The sequence below is a fragment of the Rodentibacter pneumotropicus DSM 21403 genome, assembly GCF_000379905.1.
Lineage (GTDB): Bacteria > Pseudomonadota > Gammaproteobacteria > Enterobacterales > Pasteurellaceae > Rodentibacter > Rodentibacter pneumotropicus.
In genome coordinates this window covers 218931-234875 of sequence record NZ_KB904041.1, presented here as the reverse complement: position 1 = coordinate 234875, position 15945 = coordinate 218931, and the positions used below count along the sequence as shown (strand labels likewise).

Genomic DNA, 15945 nt, shown 5'->3' with positions numbered 1-15945 from the left:
GGCAAAATGATGACAACTGAACTTCAAAAACTCACCCCTGACGCAGCCATTGATATTGCTTACGATATTTTCTTAGAAATGGCGGGGGAAAATTTAGATCCGGCGGATATTGTGCTTTTTAACCTTCAATTTGAAGAACGTGGCGCGGTAGAATTTGTGGAAACGGCGGAAGATTGGGAACAAGAAATCGGTGTATTAATCGATCCCGAAGCCTTTGCCGAAGTCTGGATTGGCTTAGTCAATGATAAAGATGAAATGGATGATGTCTTTGCCAAATTCCTCATTTCTCACCGAGAGGAAGATCGTGAATTTCACGTTATTTGGAAAAAATAATTTCTATAAAAATAAGGGGGAAATTATGAATTTCCCCCTTATTTTTCTATTTATTTATCAATTTACGAACCAAAATGGTTAAACCAAAGGTGAAAGCAATAACAGGAAAAGTTACTCCTAATTCGGTTTCCCATTCTTGCCACATTAAAACACGGTAAATGACAAAACCAATAAACCAAACGCCCAAGCCTATCACATCAACGCTTTTCTGAGGTTCGTTTTGTTTAAATACAAAGAAATCTGCAATCAACACTCCAATCATAGGGGCGAATACCGAACCGATAAAAAAGAGAAAATGCTCATATTGCGTAACAGGCAGGATCGTTGCAAGAATAATACCGGTAACCACTGTAAGAATTGAAACCCATTTCACACTCAATTTAGCGTAAATATTATGTAAACTCATTCCTGTAGAGTGTGCCGGTAATGCGGTATTGATCATAGTTGATGTAACGACAATCAGTACACCCACGATACTGACACCGGATAATGCTAAAATTTGAGCGATTTCCGATTTCCCGCTTACAAGTGCCGCCCCTAACCCAATAGAATACATCCAACAGCTTGTGATGGTATAAGCGAGGGTAGAAAGTGCGGTTGTTTTTAGTGGTGTTTTTGTGTGTTTCGTATGATCAGAAACAACCGGGATCCAAGATAACGGCATAATCGTGGCAATCTCTACCGCTGTGCCAAATTTAATCTGATTCACCTCCATCGGTGGCATAAAGTCACGACTGATAATTTGCAATGTCAACCAAAGCATCAATAAAAACATCGTTACCAAAGAAATACTCTTAATCACACCAAGATTAGTAAATCCCATTAACAACCAGACGATAATGAGTACGCCTAACCCAAGGGTGAATAGGGGGAAAAATCCATTTTGTGCATCCTGTTGATTCAAAATAGAAATCACTTCTGCCCCCATATAAATCATTACAGCAGTCCAGCCGATAAGCTGCATCGCATTAAGCACGGAAAAAAGTATCGAACCTTTTTGCCCGAAAGAAATCTGTACTGTTTGCATGGCACTCTTTTGTGTTTTAGCGCCGATTAATCCGGCACAAAAGAACATTGCACCGCCAATAATATGCCCGAGCAGAATAGCGATAATCCCTTGTTTCCAACCAAGGGGGGCAAACCAAGTCCCTGTTAAAATTTCTGCCATGGATATAGCTGCGGTAAACCACACAAGACTGGCGGCAAGATTTGAATGTTTTTGTTGCATTTTTATTCCTTAGGTTAAATGTTGTTAATTAAAATAATATATAAAACTCAATGAGATAGGGTTATATAGGAATGCCAGAAAATAAAACTAATAAAACAGGTGGAAGAATATTTGTGACAACCCCAAAAGAAATTGCGATAGGTGTCACTTCTATTCCCCCCGATTTTTGAATAATAGGCAAAGTACAATCTAATGCAGTCGCCCCGGTGATACCAATAGCTGTTGAGCGAAAATGTTGCATAAAAATCGGAACAATAAATAAACTAATAATCTCTCGAGATAAATCATTAAAAAATGCGATACTCCCTTGTATCGGCCCCCATGCATTTGTCAGCACCACGCTTGATAAAGAATACCATCCCATTCCCGAAGCAAATGCTAAACCTTGTGTGATCGGCATAGTTAAAACCAACGCCGCCACAATTCCCCCAAATAAGGAAGCGATGGTAAATACCATACCGGTCTGAAAACCACGTTTATTAAATAATGCTTCTTTTAGAGAAATTCCATTGTTACGTAGCTGAATACCTACGAAAAAAATCAATGCAATCAACGCATAAAGATTAATACCCACCGGTAAAACAAGATAGGCGTTAAATAGCCAACCACATAAAGTCCCTAAAACAACAGTACTGGAAAGTTTGAAAGAATCAACTAATGAATGCAAACGAGAGGTGATTTTTCCTTGAGGTTTGAGTAATGGTGCTGGATTAAAGCGATCATAAATCATTAATCCAATCATATTTGAGGTTAGAATAATCGCCGAAAGGGCCGCTGCGGTTTTACCAATAATCGGGAGTTTTGTTTCTAAATCATCGAGCTGACCAAGTAAATACCCCATTAAAAACAAGATAACATACAACAAAAACATCACAATTTGATTAATTTTGATGATATGGTTTTTGTTTTTTACTTTCAATAAATAGCCTAATAGCATAGGCACTAGCACAACTAATAATCCGTTTATCACGTCTTGCATGATTGTTTTCCTTTGGGTAGACATTACGTCTACCCTGTTACTAAAAAACTTATCTCAACGCTTTCTCAATCTTCTCAAATAAATCTTTAGAAAGATTTTCAACAGTGCTTAAACGCTCTAACGCACGTTTCATTAGGGTTTGACGTTGGGTGTCGTAGCGGGCGAAACGGATCAACGGTTCTATCAGACGAGCGGCAACTTGTGGATTGCTATCATTAAGTCGAATTAACACATCTGTTAAGAAACGATAACCTGAACCGCTAATTTCGTGGAAAGCCTTAAGGTTTTGATTGGCAAAGCTGCCCACCAAAGCTCGTAAACGGTTTGGATTGTTGAAATTAAAACTTGGATGATCCATAAGATGATTCACAATTTCTAACACATTTTCATCCGGTCGGGTGGCTTGTAAAGTAAACCATTTATCCATCACTAAACCATCGTGTTGCCACTTCTGCTCAAAATCCGCAAGCAATGCATCACGGCACGGAAGGGAGGCTTTGGTTGCCGCCGCAAGTGCAGCAAGCGAATCTGTCATATTATTCGCCGCATTGTAATGCTTATGGACGAGATTATTGCCAAGGGAGATGTAAGCCAAATAATTTAAGCAAAGGTTACGCATTGCACGCAGGGCAATATCCTGCTGAGTGATACGATATTCTTCCAAACGAATATGATTGTAAATTTTAAGTAATGGCTCTTTCAGATGTTCAGCAATAGCACGTAATATAAATTCTCGCGCTGCGACAATGCCATCAGGATCAATGGTTTTGAAACTTTCTGCAAATTCAATCTCTCTTGGTAAGGTAAGAATTAAAGTTGCCAACTCAATATCCGCTTCATAATTTTCTAACACTTGTAAAAGTGCGGTCAAAATTTGAGACGAAATTTCAAAATCCTCCCCTTGTTGGAAGTGGGTAACGTTACGACGTAACTCATTCGTCAATAACATCTGCGCCGCATCCCAACGCACAAAGGCATTGTCAGCAAATTTCAATAAAGTCAGAAGTTGGTCGGTGGTGTAATCATAGTCTAATTTTACCGGCGCAGAAAAATCTTCCAACAACGCAGGAACCGGGCGACCATAAATACCGTGAAATTCAAACACTTGATCTTTTTCAGTAATATTTAGCACGCCATTTAATAGTTCGCCGTCATACTGAAGCATTTGTTTTGTGCCGTCTTGCGCATATAACGCCATTTTAAGCGGAATATGTAAATTCACTTTTTCCATTTGATCCGCTGTAGGTGGAGTAGATTGAGAAACGGTTAAACGATAAATATGGGCTTGTTCGTCATAAGCATCGCTAATCAGCAGTTCCGGCGTGCCTGATTGGCTATACCAACGGCGGAATTGGGTTAAATCAAGCCCACTAGCACGTTCCATCGCGGAAACAAAATCTTCACAAGTGGCGGCTTTGCCGTCATTTTCCGCAATATATAATGCCATACCTTTTTGAAAACCCTCCTCGCCCAACAAGGTGTGTAACATACGAATCACTTCTGCCCCTTTTTCATATACCGTCACCGTGTAGAAGTTATTCATTTCAATCACTTTTTCCGGACGAATCGGATGCGCCATCGGGCCGGCATCTTCGGCAAATTGCGTGGTACGTAAGAATTTCACATTATTGATACGATTTACCGCACGAGAGCCGGTATCAGAAGAAAATTCTTGATCACGGAATACGGTTAACCCTTCTTTTAGACTTAATTGAAACCAATCACGGCAAGTGACTCGGTTACCTGTCCAGTTATGGAAATATTCGTGAGCAATCACACTTTCGATAGCGAGATAATCCTCATCAGTCGCCGTTTGCGGGTTTGCTAACACAAATTTAGAATTGAAGATATTCAATCCTTTATTTTCCATCGCCCCCATATTAAAGAAATCCACCGCGACAATCATATAAATGTCTAAATCGTATTCAAGATTAAAGCGATCTTCATCCCATTTCATAGATTTTTTCAGACTTTCCATCGCCCAATCTGCACGATCAAGATTACCACGATCCACATAAAGTTCTAATGCCACTTCCCGACCACTTTTGGTGATGAATTTATCCCGTAATAAATCAAAATCCCCTGCTACTAAAGCAAACAAATAACTTGGTTTCGGAAACGGATCACTCCACTCAACCCAATGACGCCCCTTGTCTAACTCGCCTCCGGCGATACGATTACCATTAGAAAGCAAGTAAGGATATTTCGTTTTATCTGCGGTGATTTTTGTGGTGTAACGTGCCAAGACATCGGGGCGATCCAGCGTATAAGTAATTTGGCGGAAGCCTTCCGCTTCACATTGTGTGCAAATACCCTCGCCCGATTGATACAGCCCTTGTAACGACGTATTTTCTGCCGGAACAAGAATGGTGACAATTTCCAGCTCAAATTCAACCGCACTTTTATTGCTCAGATTCAAGGTTAAACCTTCGCCATCCTGCTGATAATCGGTGAAAGACTCGCCGTTAAATTTAATGGAAGAAAATTGGAAACTATGACCGTCTAAACGCAAACTGGTTGCTTCGTCATTTAACCGTTGGAATGTTGTGGTTGCAGTCACCACGGTGTGATTCGGATCTAACTGAAAATCCAAATAAATGTCCGTAACAGTAAAATCCGGTTTTTTATAATCTTTTCGATATTTTGCTTTGGCTAACATAATCGGCTCTTTTTTTAAGAAAAAATCGCCCACTAGGATATGATTTTACGGCAAAAGTTGCAATGGAATTTTCTCTCACAACAACCGAGCAAACGTTTGCTTAGGATTGTTAAATTATGCTATCCTACGCACCGTTTTTAATTTTATTTGCGAGCAAAAAATGTCTGCAACACAAGCACAAATTGCCATTGTAATGGGCTCCAAAAGTGATTGGGCAACCATGCAAGAAAGCACACAAATTTTAGATGAGCTCAATGTGTCTTATCACGTTGAAATTGTTTCTGCTCACCGTACTCCTGATAAACTTTTTAGTTTTGCCGAAGATGCGCAGAAAAACGGCTATAAAGTGATTATTGCCGGCGCAGGCGGTGCCGCTCATTTACCCGGTATGATTGCGGCAAAAACCTTAGTTCCCGTACTTGGTGTACCCGTGAAAAGTTCCATATTAAGTGGTGTGGATAGCCTCCATTCCATTGTACAAATGCCAAAAGGTATTCCTGTTGGCACTTTGGCGATTGGACCGGCCGGTGCAGCAAATGCCGCCTTGCTTGCAGCACAAATTCTGGCAGCTTGGGATCAGGATTTGCTCTCACGTTTACAGGCTTTTCGTGAAAAACAAACAAACGCAGTATTGAATAATCCTGATCCACGCGTATAAAACCACTTAAAATCCCACCGCACTTTTTAAAGTGCGGTTGTTTTTTCGATTATTTTTTTGACGAGAAATAAAATGCAACAGTCCTCCCTCTACCCTACGGTTTATGTGCTTGGCAATGGTCAATTAGGCAGAATGCTACGCTATGCCGGCGCACCTTTAGATATTCAAGTGGAACCTTTGGCATTTAATGCCCCCGTTTTTGACTTGCCGAAAAATGCGATTATTACGGCAGAAATCGAACGTTGGGAAAAAACGCCTCTCACCGAATTACTCGGCAACCATCCTCATTTTGTCAATCAAAGTATCTTTGGCTTTTTAGCTGATCGTTTAACGCAAAAATCACTCTTGGATGAACTTGGGCTTTCCACCTCGCCTTGGTGTTTATTGGAAAATAAAGATCAATGGCAAGATGTGTTCCAAAACCTAGGTGAAAAAGTCGTGGTAAAACGCCGTACCGGCGGTTACGACGGACGTGGACAATGGATTATCACGAATGAAAACAAAAGTGAGATTAGTGATGATTTATTCGGTGAAGTGATTACGGAAAAGTTTATTCCTTTTGATTATGAGGTGTCCCTTGTCGGCGCACGTTTCAAAAATGGTGAAAAACGCTTTTATCCTGTGACACACAATCTTCAACAAAATGGCATTTTACGTTATAGCGTGGTGGATACCGCCTTCCCTCAGCAGCCCCATCAGAAAATACAAGCTGAAACGATGTTGGGTAAAATCATGGATAGGCTCAATTATGTGGGTGTAATGGCGATGGAATGCTTTGTGGTGGGCAATAAACTGCTGATCAATGAACTTGCCCCACGTGTACACAACAGCGGCCACTGGACACAGCTTGGTTGTTCCATTAGCCAATTTGAATTGCATTTACGTGCCTTACTGGATTTACCGACTCCAAATTTAGCAACCTTTGCGCCTAGCGTAATGGTGAATTTAATTGGTACAGAGCATAATGCACAATGGTTAAACACCGCATTTGCGCAACTTCACTGGTATGGTAAGGAAGTACGCCCGGGACGGAAAGTCGGTCATATTAATATTTCTCACCCTGATAAATCCGTTATTATTCAACAACTGAGAAAACTTCAAGATACCTTGCCGGAGGATTATCAATCCGGACTAAATTGGACGGTTGACCAATTAAAATAAATTCATTTTTTACCGCACTTTTTGATGTAATCCGCAAAACATAAAAGTGCGGTTAATTTTAGGAGTGTTTTTACTTGCTAAACATTAAGGCTTGCAGTATAAAACGATCGACTAATCCCATTAAAAAAAGGAAAACGCTATGTTTGAAAATATCAAAGCCGCACCTGCCGATCCAATCCTTGGCTTAGGCGAAGCATTCAAAACCGAAACCCGTGCAAATAAAATCAACCTTGGCATTGGCGTATATAAAGATGCACAAGGTGCCACCCCCATTATGCGTGCCGTAAAAGAAGCAGAAAAACGCTTACTTGATAAAGAAAATACCAAAAATTATCTCACCATAGATGGTATCGCAGAGTACAACCGCTTAACTCAAGAGCTTCTTTTTGGTGCAAACAATGATATTGTTAAACAACAACGTGCCAAAACAGTTCAAAGCCTTGGCGGAACCGGTGCATTACGCATTGCAGCTGAATTTATCAAACGCCAAACAAAAGCGCAAAACGTGTGGATCAGCACGCCGACTTGGCCAAACCACAATGCTATTTTTAATGCAGTGGGAATGACAATTCGTGAGTATCGTTATTATGATGCAGAAAATAAAACGCTAGATTGGGATAACTTAATCAGCGATTTAAGCAATGCAAACGAAGGCGATGTAGTGCTTCTCCACGGTTGCTGCCACAATCCGACAGGTATTGATCCAACAGTGGAACAATGGAAACAACTTGCTGATCTTTCTGCAAAAAACGGTTGGCTACCATTATTTGATTTTGCTTACCAAGGTTTAGCAAACGGCTTAGATGAAGATGCTCTCGGTTTACGCACCTTTGCTGCAAATCACAAAGAATTACTCGTTGCCAGCTCTTTCTCGAAAAACTTCGGTTTATATAATGAACGCGTAGGTGCATTTACCTTAGTGGCGGAAAACTCAGATATTGCTTCAACTGCATTAACTCAAGTAAAATCCATTATCCGCACACTTTACTCTAACCCGGCATCTCACGGCGCTGCAACAGTTGTACAAGTGCTAAGCGAGCCACAACTTCGTCAATCTTGGGATGATGAACTAACCGAAATGCGTGAGCGAATCAAAAAAATGCGTCATTTATTTGTACAGTTATTGAAAGAATTCGGTGCCCAACAAGATTTTAGTTTCATCATTGAACAAAACGGCATGTTTTCTTTCAGTGGTTTAAGCCCTGAACAAGTAGATCGCTTAAAAGAAGAATTCGCTATTTATGCAGTACGTTCAGGTCGCATTAATGTAGCGGGCATTACAGAAGACAACATCCGTTATTTATGTGAAAGTATTGTGAAAGTGCTTTAATCCTCATTCGTGACTTAAGTAAAAAGCGCATCATGTGTGCGCTTTTTATTCCGAAATAAAACACAAACAAAGGTATGCAATTTTCATTCAATTTAATATAGCAAAAATTAACATTGCACTTTATACTACGCACCTTCATTCTAGATAGAAAATCAAATCAATCATCCCAATCGAAATTCTGAAAACTTGGCTATTCACTTAGTGTCAAGTCATTTTAATTGAAGGAACTAAAAATGCATTTAACATCAAGAGAACAAGAAAAGCTCATGCTTTTTCTTGCAGGTGAGCTAGCGGCAAAACGCAAAGCTCGCGGCGTAAAATTAAACTACCCAGAATCCATTGCCTACATAGCCAGTCATTTGCAAGAAGCCGCCCGTGATGGTATGACGGTAGCAGAAGTGATGGAATATGGCGCAACACTTTTAACTATTGATGATGTCATGGAAGGCATCCCCGAAATGGTACATGAAGTACAAATTGAAGCAACCTTCCCCGATGGCACTAAGTTAGTGACAGTGCATAATCCGATTAGATAATCGGCAGAGTGTAAGAATTAAAAATCCATGCACGCAAGCAGCTGATTTTTCATAACATATAAAATCATAAAAAAACTGCGTGAATGTTGTTCACACACCCTACAAAATACAGGAAATAAATCAAATGATCCCAGGCGAATACAAATTAGCAAACGGTGATATTCACGCCAATATTGGGCGAAAAACCGTGAAAATTGATGTAGTGAATAAGGGCGATCGCCCAATCCAAGTCGGCTCCCATTACCACTTTTTTGAAACAAATAATGCCCTTGAATTTGACCGCACTTTAGCTCGTGGAATGCGTTTAAACGTTCCTTCAGGCAATGCAGTTCGTTTTGAACCGGGTGAGGCTAAAACCGTAGAATTAGTAGAATTTGGCGGAAACAAAATTATTTACGGTTTCCATAACAAAATTGACGGAAAATTATAAGGAAGAAACAATGGCATTAACTATACCAAGAGCCCAATATGTTGCAACTTATGGTCCAACCGTAGGCGATAGTGTGAGATTAGGCGACACCGATTTATGGGCAACCATTGAACAAGATTTACTCACCAAAGGCGATGAATGTAAGTTTGGTGGAGGAAAAAGTGTGCGTGACGGTATGGCACAATCCGGCACAGAAACGCGCGACAATCCCAATGTACTGGATTTTGTCATTACTAACGTGATGATTATTGATGCGAAACTTGGCATTATCAAAGCCGATATTGGTATTCGTGACGGACGTATTGTCGGCATCGGTCAAGCCGGCAATCCTGATACAATGGATGGTGTCACTCCAAATATGATTATTGGCGTTAGCACGGAAGTGCACAATGCTGCTCACTTAATCGCGACTGCCGGTGGAATTGATACCCACATTCACTTTATCTGCCCACAACAAGCTCAACACGCCCTTGAAAACGGAACAACGACATTGATTGGTGGCGGTACCGGCCCGGCTGATGGTACGCATGCCACAACTTGTACATCTGGCGCCTGGAATCTACAACGAATGTTCCAAGCCGCAGAGGCATTGCCTGTCAATGTGGGCTTTTTCGGTAAAGGCAACTGCTCTACCCTTGAGCCGTTAAGAGAGCAGATTCGAGCAGGAGCGTTAGGCTTAAAAATCCATGAAGACTGGGGAGCAACACCCGCAGTGATTGATGCAGCCTTAAAAGTCGCAGACGAAATGGATGTTCAAGTGGCGATCCACACGGATACTCTCAACGAAAGCGGTTTCTTGGAAGATACAATGAAGGCGATTGACGGACGTGTTATCCACACTTTCCATACTGAAGGCGCAGGCGGTGGACACGCACCCGATATTATTAAAGCGGCAATGTATCCAAATGTATTACCGGCTTCAACAAACCCAACCCGTCCATTTACCATTAATACTATTGATGAACATTTAGATATGTTGATGGTTTGCCACCATCTGGATAAATGCGTACCGGAAGATGTGGAGTTCGCTGACAGCCGTATCCGCCCTGAAACCATTGCGGCAGAAGATATTTTACACGATATCGGTGTGTTCTCAATTATGAGTTCAGACTCGCAAGCAATGGGACGTGTAGGCGAAGTCGTCACCCGTACTTGGCAAACAGCGGATAAAATGAAGGCACAACGAGGTGAATTAGGCACTGAAGGCAACGATAACTTCCGTATTAAACGCTACATTGCCAAATACACAATCAACCCCGCTATTGCACACGGTATTGCTGATCACGTCGGTTCATTGGAAGTCGGAAAAATCGCTGATATTGTATTATGGAAGCCTATGTTTTTCGGTGTGAAACCCGAAACAGTCATTAAAAAAGGCTTTATTAGCTACGCGAAAATGGGTGACCCAAATGCTTCTATTCCAACACCACAGCCGGTATTCTACCGCCCGATGTTTGGTAACCAAGGCAAAGCAGCAACTGAAACTGCTGTAGTGTTTGTATCTGAAGCAAGTAAACAAGCGGATATTCAAGCTCAATACGGGGTACAAAAAGAACTTATTGCCGTGAAAGGCTGCCGTAATATTGGCAAAAAAGACTTGGTTCATAATGATGCCACACCTGAAATCACCGTGGATCCTGAACGTTACGAAGTCCGAGTTAATGGCGAACTTATCACCTGTGAACCGGCAGAAAAAGTGCCACTGGCACAGCGCTATTTTATGTTCTAATGACTAGAGGGTAAGAATTTACCCTCAGTTAGGCATAGTTGCTCCCTTTTGGGAAAGCAGTAATAACAACCCAAAGAGGTTCAATTATGTTTAACGAGTACTTCCAAAATAATTTTCGATAGAAATGACAAATCAGAATACGTAACAAGCTAATTTACAAGGCTAAACGGAACAGAAAAATAATTAGCCAAAATATTACCTAAGGTCGATAACAAAAATGAAAATTCTTAACCCAATCCTGCCCATCATGGAAAGCATCTTGGGCAATTTAGATGACCTTCGCACAGAGGGCAAAATCACCACGCAAACCATTGAACGTGTGTCCTTGCAGTGGTATGAAAGCGAACGCAATATTTTACGAAAAGCTACCGATACAGGACGTGAAGTGGCATTTCGTTTGCTCAAAGAAGGACAGCGTTTAAAACATGATGATGTGGTGTTTATTAGCGCTGAACTGGTGATAGCAATCGAAATTTTGCCGAGTGAAGTCATCGTCCTTTCGCCAAAAACACTACCGGAAATGGCACGAGCCTGTTATGAAATCGGCAATAAACATTCACCGCTCTTTTTAGATGGCGATGAAGTCACCTTACCTTACGACAAACCGATGTTTGAATGGCTACAAGCGGCAGGCGTTAACCCGCAAAAAGCAGAACGCCGTTTAAGCCAAGCGCTACGGGCCAACTCCGCACAAGGACACAATCATTCTCACAGCCTCGATCACGTCCACTCACACGGTAGCTATCATCACCACGGAGACGGGAATTGGCATCAACATTAAACCGTAGTTTGGCTGATTTAGGTGCATTGCTACACTTGGTTGATCCAACCTTGCCTATTGGTGGCTTCAACCATTCCAACGGCTTAGAAACCTTCGTCCAACAACGCATTGTGGACAGTAAAGCCACACTTGAAGACTATGTGCAAACCCAGCTGTTACAAAACTGGATTTACAATGACGGGGCATATCTCTCTCTTGCCTTTAATGCCATGGAAAGTTGCAATTTTGACCGCTTATGCGAATTGGATTGGGAACTTTCCGCCATGAAAGTAGCTCGTGAAAGCCGTGAAGGAAGTTTTAAACTCGGCGTGCGATTGCTCAAAATTTTCATTCGCTATGAAAATCATCCTGTTCTCATGGCATATCAGCAAGCTATCACCGAAAAACGAGTGCAAGGCTACTTTCCTATCGTATTCGCTATGATTGCCCGAGCAATGGGGCTTAACAAAGCAGATACGCTCTATGCTTTTTATTACAATGCGGCAGTTGGGGCGATCACCAATGGGGTGAAACTGATCCCGTTAAGCCAAATGGACGGACAGGATATTTTATTCAGCTTACGCCAGCCCTTACAACAAGCGGTAGAATTAAGCCTCAATCCAAATCCTGACTGGCTCGGTGCAGCTACACTCGCCAACGATATTCGGGCAATGCAACACGAACAACTCTATACAAGGCTTTATATGTCGTAAAAATTATCCTCTCGCCCATTTGAGGGAAAGGGACGGAAATTGCGTTCGGCAATTTTCGTCAGAGAGAGGGAAAGTGCGGTCATTTTTCACAAAGATTTTACAATCCCCTCTCCTGTAAATAGGAGGTGGGGAATAATTAGAAAAAGGAAATAAAATGCGTAATTACATTAAAATCGGCGTAGCCGGCCCTGTTGGGGCAGGTAAAACCGCATTAATTGAAAAACTCACTCGCGAAATCGCCAACAAATACAGTGTGGCGGTGATCACCAATGATATTTACACGCAAGAAGATGCAGAATTTTTAACCAAAAACAGCCTGCTTCCACCAGAGCGTATTATGGGCGTAGAAACCGGCGGCTGCCCTCATACCGCAATCCGTGAAGATGCCTCAATGAATCTTGAAGCCGTAGATGAAATGGTAGCCCGTTTTCCTGATGTGGAAATTATCTTTATCGAATCGGGTGGTGACAATCTTTCAGCCACCTTTAGCCCGGATTTGGCAGATGTGACCATTTTCGTCATCGACGTGGCACAAGGCGAAAAAATTCCACGCAAAGGCGGGCCGGGTATCACCCGTTCGGATTTATTGGTGATTAATAAAACCGACCTTGCCCCATTCGTAGGTGCAGATTTAAGCATAATGGAACGTGATGCCCGCCGTATGCGTAACGGTCAGCCGTTTATTTTCACCGATCTAATGAAAAAAGAAAATTTAGATGGTGTAATTGGTTGGATCGAGAAATATGCGTTACTGCAAAATATAGAAGAGCCCAAAGCGTTAGTGAGATAAAGCCATTCTCCTCTTTAGTAAAGAGGCGCGAGGGAGATTTGACCGAAGTAAAATCTCCCAGACTTTTCAAAATAGAGAGGGTTAAGACTTGAACAATGAACAGTAAACTCAAACTTTCTACCAAACTCTCCCCAAACGGCAAGACCCAACTTGCCGAATATTTTGCCACATCGCCCTTTAAAGTGATGGTTTTGCCTCATTATGCGGGTATTTGGCACCAGGGGTTAAATGCAATGCAAATGTCGTCCTCACCCGGTGTACTGGCCGGTGATGTGCTGGATATTCAAATTTCACTGGCAAAATCCACCGCACTTTCACTTAATACGCAAGCATTCACTCGTGTACAAGCAATGAATGAAAGCGAAAGTGCAGAACAAATCACGAAAATTGACTTAGCTGAATGTAGCCGCTTGTTCTACTTGCCACATCCCTTGGTGCTGCATAAAGATTCTGCTTTCAAACAGAAAACAATCATTGAAATGCAGCCGAACAGTGAACTGATCTACGGTGAGATTGTCGCCATTGGGCGTGTGCTAAATAATGAACGTTTTGCTTTCCGCCAGTTTTCATCTCATTTGAAAATTTATGAATTACAAAATAATGGTCAAAAACGTCCGCTTGTGTCGGATTGTATTCAATGGTTGCCTTCATCAATGAATCTCACCGCATTAAGCCAAATGGAAAACTATTCCCATCAAGGATCATTAATCTATCTAAACCTAGGTAAAAGTGCGGTCGAATTAAAGGTAATTTTACAAACCATTCACACGCATATTGCAGAGGAAAAAACCATGCTGGTTGGGGCTTCCCTTTTGAACAGTGGCGGAATAATGGTACGTGTACTCGGGCATCGTGCCGAGCAAATTCAAGAGCTATTTCAAACTTTTGCCAAATATTTTCAAAGAGAAAGCATATAAAACGGGCAGATTACTCTGCCCTATTGTTATACCTCTACATATTCTAAAACAGGCAGATTCAATGCCTGCAAAAGTTTCCCGGTCATTGATTTATGGCTCAATTTTGCCGGTTTTTCCACCATCACAATACGCTGAATATCCGTTAATATTTTGTCATTCAAATAGGAAAAATTCAGTGCGGTTTGTAATGCCGGTAAACTTGGATTAAACGCTGCATTTTCCGCATATCGCCCGCTAATGATTTCCCCATTTTTGAACAACATAGCAACACCGTGCGGGCTTTCGGAATAGGGGCAATGGGATTGGTTCGCCGCTAAGATCGCCTGATTAATCAATTCATCAGAATGATTGGCAATCAAATGATGATCTTCTTTTGCCAATAAATGAGCCGTAATATCAAGATCTTTTGGTCCGAAAGAATCCGGCAAATAATGATATAAAGGGTTATTTAAACAATGGGGAAGATGAATTTGCAACTTTTCAGCACCTTGCAATTCATTCATAAATTGACGGCAATGTCCACAAGGTGTGTAATTAACCGCCAGATGAGCAATTTGTGTTTCACCGCGCAACCACGCGTGGCTAATCGCACTTTGTTCGGCATGAATAGTCTGTTGAATTTCTACATTCGCAAATTCTTGATTCGCCCCAAAATAAAAATCCCCCTTTTGACCAATTGCCACTGCGCCGACATTAAAGTGGGAAACGGCTGTATGACTATAACAAGCAGCGATAGGAAGTAGATGTATGGCTAATTGCAAGGACTCTAATCTAAAGTCCAAACAAAGTCGCTCCACTTGTTGAGCAGTCAAAAAGCCAGCCCAATTTCCCTCTTCCAATTCGTTTACAATTGCCTGATTCAATGCCACATCCAGTGGCAGTGCATGCTTAATTAATTCTTGCATATTCTCTCCTTAAAAAATATCTTAAAATTTAACCGCACTTATTGTAGATCAAAATCGGGTTACTCCAGTCGCTTACTTTATAAAATCTGTAAAAAAGATCACAAGTTAGTCTATACAGAAATTTTGTTAATTAATCGTTAAATCTTTCAAAAAAATTGATTTTGATATAAATAACCTATCAATTTTATCTAATAAAGTGGCTTTATTCCCTACTTTTATTATGTATAATAGACATACTTGAAGCAAGATAGCTTCTATCTCTAAAAAACCATCAACAACGTAGAGGAAAATATTATGTCAAAAACATCTATCGGTTTAGATAAAGAACAATCCGCAGAATTAGCACAAAAATTAAACGATTTACTTGCTACTTACCAAATTTTCTACACCAATGTGCGTGGTTATCACTGGAATATTAAAGGCGTAAACTTCTTTGAATTACATGCAAAATTTGAGGAAATTTATACAGATTTAATTACTAAAATTGATGAGCTCGCAGAACGTATCCTCACTTTAGGTCATACCCCAAACAATGCTTACAGCCAATACTTAAAAGTCTCTCGCATTCAAGAAGACATCGCCGTAAGCGGAGCGCAAGAATGTTTATCCGGCACATTATCAGGCTTAAAAGTATTGCTTGAGCAACAACGTGAAATTCTCGCCATTGCAGGTGATGCTGATGATGAAGGTACGGCATCTCAAATGAGCGATTACATCAAAGAGCAAGAAAAACTGGTATGGATGTTCCAAGCTGCTTGCCAGACTTGCCATGCATAATTAAAGATGATGAAAAGAAAACCTGCCAATTGGCAGGTTT

The 15945-nt window shown here is 41.2% G+C and carries 16 protein-coding genes; 12 read left to right on the top strand and 4 right to left on the bottom strand.

Going from position 1 to position 15945, the window contains the following annotated elements:
• Positions 1-9: 9 nt before the first annotated feature.
• Positions 10-333: an HI1450 family dsDNA-mimic protein gene (locus A3GE_RS0102625; RefSeq protein ID WP_018355729.1), complete on the top strand. Its 324-nt coding sequence runs from the start codon at positions 10-12 to the stop codon at positions 331-333.
• A gap of 46 nt (positions 334-379) precedes the next feature.
• Here A3GE_RS0102625 and cytX read toward each other — a convergent pair whose 3' ends face one another.
• The 3 genes from cytX to pepN form a co-directional block, all read right to left on the bottom strand.
• Complete coding sequence (gene cytX, locus A3GE_RS0102620; protein ID WP_018355728.1) at positions 380-1561, bottom strand: putative hydroxymethylpyrimidine transporter CytX; 1182 nt, start codon at positions 1559-1561, stop codon at positions 380-382.
• Positions 1562-1622: 61 nt separating this feature from the next.
• Entirely contained in the window at positions 1623-2540 is a 918-nt protein-coding gene (locus A3GE_RS0102615; protein WP_018355727.1) for a LysO family transporter, read from the bottom strand.
• Positions 2541-2589: 49 nt separating this feature from the next.
• Entirely contained in the window at positions 2590-5199 is a 2610-nt protein-coding gene (gene pepN, locus A3GE_RS0102610) for an aminopeptidase N (protein WP_018355726.1), read from the bottom strand.
• Positions 5200-5359: 160 nt separating this feature from the next.
• On the opposite strand from pepN, the gene purE reads away from it, so the two are divergent.
• The 10 genes from purE to A3GE_RS0102560 all read left to right on the top strand — a co-directional run bounded on the left by purE (position 5360) and on the right by A3GE_RS0102560 (position 14223).
• The gene (gene purE / locus A3GE_RS0102605; protein WP_018355725.1) at positions 5360-5857 is read left to right on the top strand and encodes a 5-(carboxyamino)imidazole ribonucleotide mutase; all 498 of its coding nucleotides are present in this window, start codon (positions 5360-5362) and stop codon (positions 5855-5857) included.
• A gap of 72 nt (positions 5858-5929) precedes the next feature.
• Positions 5930-7018 (top strand): 5-(carboxyamino)imidazole ribonucleotide synthase, encoded by a 1089-nt coding sequence (purK, locus tag A3GE_RS0102600; protein ID WP_018355724.1) that lies wholly within the window; start codon positions 5930-5932, stop codon positions 7016-7018.
• Between the two features lie 139 nt (positions 7019-7157).
• The gene (locus A3GE_RS0102595; protein ID WP_018355723.1) at positions 7158-8348 is read left to right on the top strand and encodes an amino acid aminotransferase; all 1191 of its coding nucleotides are present in this window, start codon (positions 7158-7160) and stop codon (positions 8346-8348) included.
• Positions 8349-8581: 233 nt separating this feature from the next.
• A complete protein-coding gene (gene ureA, locus A3GE_RS0102590) occupies positions 8582-8884 on the top strand; it encodes an urease subunit gamma (protein WP_018355722.1) in 303 nt (100 codons plus the stop codon).
• 124 nt (positions 8885-9008) lie between these two features.
• Positions 9009-9314, top strand: a complete 306-nt coding sequence (gene ureB / locus A3GE_RS0102585) for an urease subunit beta (RefSeq protein WP_018355721.1) — start codon at positions 9009-9011, stop codon at positions 9312-9314.
• Positions 9315-9324: 10 nt separating this feature from the next.
• Positions 9325-11043 (top strand): urease subunit alpha, encoded by a 1719-nt coding sequence (ureC, locus tag A3GE_RS0102580; RefSeq protein ID WP_018355720.1) that lies wholly within the window; start codon positions 9325-9327, stop codon positions 11041-11043.
• Positions 11044-11260: 217 nt separating this feature from the next.
• Positions 11261-11824: an urease accessory protein UreE gene (gene ureE / locus A3GE_RS0102575; RefSeq protein WP_026215358.1), complete on the top strand. Its 564-nt coding sequence runs from the start codon at positions 11261-11263 to the stop codon at positions 11822-11824.
• Positions 11809-12516, top strand: coding sequence for an urease accessory protein UreF (locus A3GE_RS0102570; RefSeq protein ID WP_018355718.1), 708 nt, complete (start codon positions 11809-11811; stop codon positions 12514-12516). The genes ureE and A3GE_RS0102570 overlap by 16 nt, the downstream gene beginning before the upstream one ends.
• A 154-nt stretch (positions 12517-12670) precedes the next feature.
• Positions 12671-13306: an urease accessory protein UreG gene (gene ureG / locus A3GE_RS0102565; protein ID WP_018355717.1), complete on the top strand. Its 636-nt coding sequence runs from the start codon at positions 12671-12673 to the stop codon at positions 13304-13306.
• Positions 13307-13401: 95 nt separating this feature from the next.
• Positions 13402-14223 carry an urease accessory protein UreD gene (locus tag A3GE_RS0102560; protein ID WP_018355716.1) on the top strand — a complete coding sequence of 274 codons (822 nt, stop codon included), beginning with the start codon at positions 13402-13404 and terminating at the stop codon, positions 14221-14223.
• Positions 14224-14249: 26 nt separating this feature from the next.
• Here the strand turns inward: A3GE_RS0102560 and cdd are convergent, their stop codons facing one another.
• Positions 14250-15128, bottom strand: coding sequence for a cytidine deaminase (gene cdd, locus A3GE_RS0102555; RefSeq protein ID WP_018355715.1), 879 nt, complete (start codon positions 15126-15128; stop codon positions 14250-14252).
• 294 nt (positions 15129-15422) lie between these two features.
• On the opposite strand from cdd, the gene A3GE_RS0102550 reads away from it, so the two are divergent.
• Entirely contained in the window at positions 15423-15905 is a 483-nt protein-coding gene (locus A3GE_RS0102550) for a Dps family protein (RefSeq protein WP_018355714.1), read from the top strand.
• Positions 15906-15945 lie beyond the last annotated feature (40 nt).

What these genes read in the sequence shown, in the direction of transcription:
- cytX (WP_018355728.1), bottom strand. Translation starts at nt 1,561, where the DNA reads ATGCAACAAAAACATTCAAATCTTGCCGCCAGTCTTGTGTGGTTTACC.
- cdd (WP_018355715.1), bottom strand. Translation starts at nt 15,128, where the DNA reads ATGCAAGAATTAATTAAGCATGCACTGCCACTGGATGTGGCATTGAAT.
- ureA (WP_018355722.1), top strand. Translation starts at nt 8,582, where the DNA reads ATGCATTTAACATCAAGAGAACAAGAAAAGCTCATGCTTTTTCTTGCA.
- A3GE_RS0102625 (WP_018355729.1), top strand. Translation starts at nt 10, where the DNA reads ATGACAACTGAACTTCAAAAACTCACCCCTGACGCAGCCATTGATATT.
- ureB (WP_018355721.1), top strand. Translation starts at nt 9,009, where the DNA reads ATGATCCCAGGCGAATACAAATTAGCAAACGGTGATATTCACGCCAAT.
- A3GE_RS0102615 (WP_018355727.1), bottom strand. Translation starts at nt 2,540, where the DNA reads ATGCAAGACGTGATAAACGGATTATTAGTTGTGCTAGTGCCTATGCTA.
- pepN (WP_018355726.1), bottom strand. Translation starts at nt 5,199, where the DNA reads ATGTTAGCCAAAGCAAAATATCGAAAAGATTATAAAAAACCGGATTTT.
- A3GE_RS0102560 (WP_018355716.1), top strand. Translation starts at nt 13,402, where the DNA reads ATGAACAGTAAACTCAAACTTTCTACCAAACTCTCCCCAAACGGCAAG.
- ureG (WP_018355717.1), top strand. Translation starts at nt 12,671, where the DNA reads ATGCGTAATTACATTAAAATCGGCGTAGCCGGCCCTGTTGGGGCAGGT.
- A3GE_RS0102550 (WP_018355714.1), top strand. Translation starts at nt 15,423, where the DNA reads ATGTCAAAAACATCTATCGGTTTAGATAAAGAACAATCCGCAGAATTA.
- A3GE_RS0102595 (WP_018355723.1), top strand. Translation starts at nt 7,158, where the DNA reads ATGTTTGAAAATATCAAAGCCGCACCTGCCGATCCAATCCTTGGCTTA.
- ureE (WP_026215358.1), top strand. Translation starts at nt 11,261, where the DNA reads ATGAAAATTCTTAACCCAATCCTGCCCATCATGGAAAGCATCTTGGGC.
- purK (WP_018355724.1), top strand. Translation starts at nt 5,930, where the DNA reads ATGCAACAGTCCTCCCTCTACCCTACGGTTTATGTGCTTGGCAATGGT.
- ureC (WP_018355720.1), top strand. Translation starts at nt 9,325, where the DNA reads ATGGCATTAACTATACCAAGAGCCCAATATGTTGCAACTTATGGTCCA.
- purE (WP_018355725.1), top strand. Translation starts at nt 5,360, where the DNA reads ATGTCTGCAACACAAGCACAAATTGCCATTGTAATGGGCTCCAAAAGT.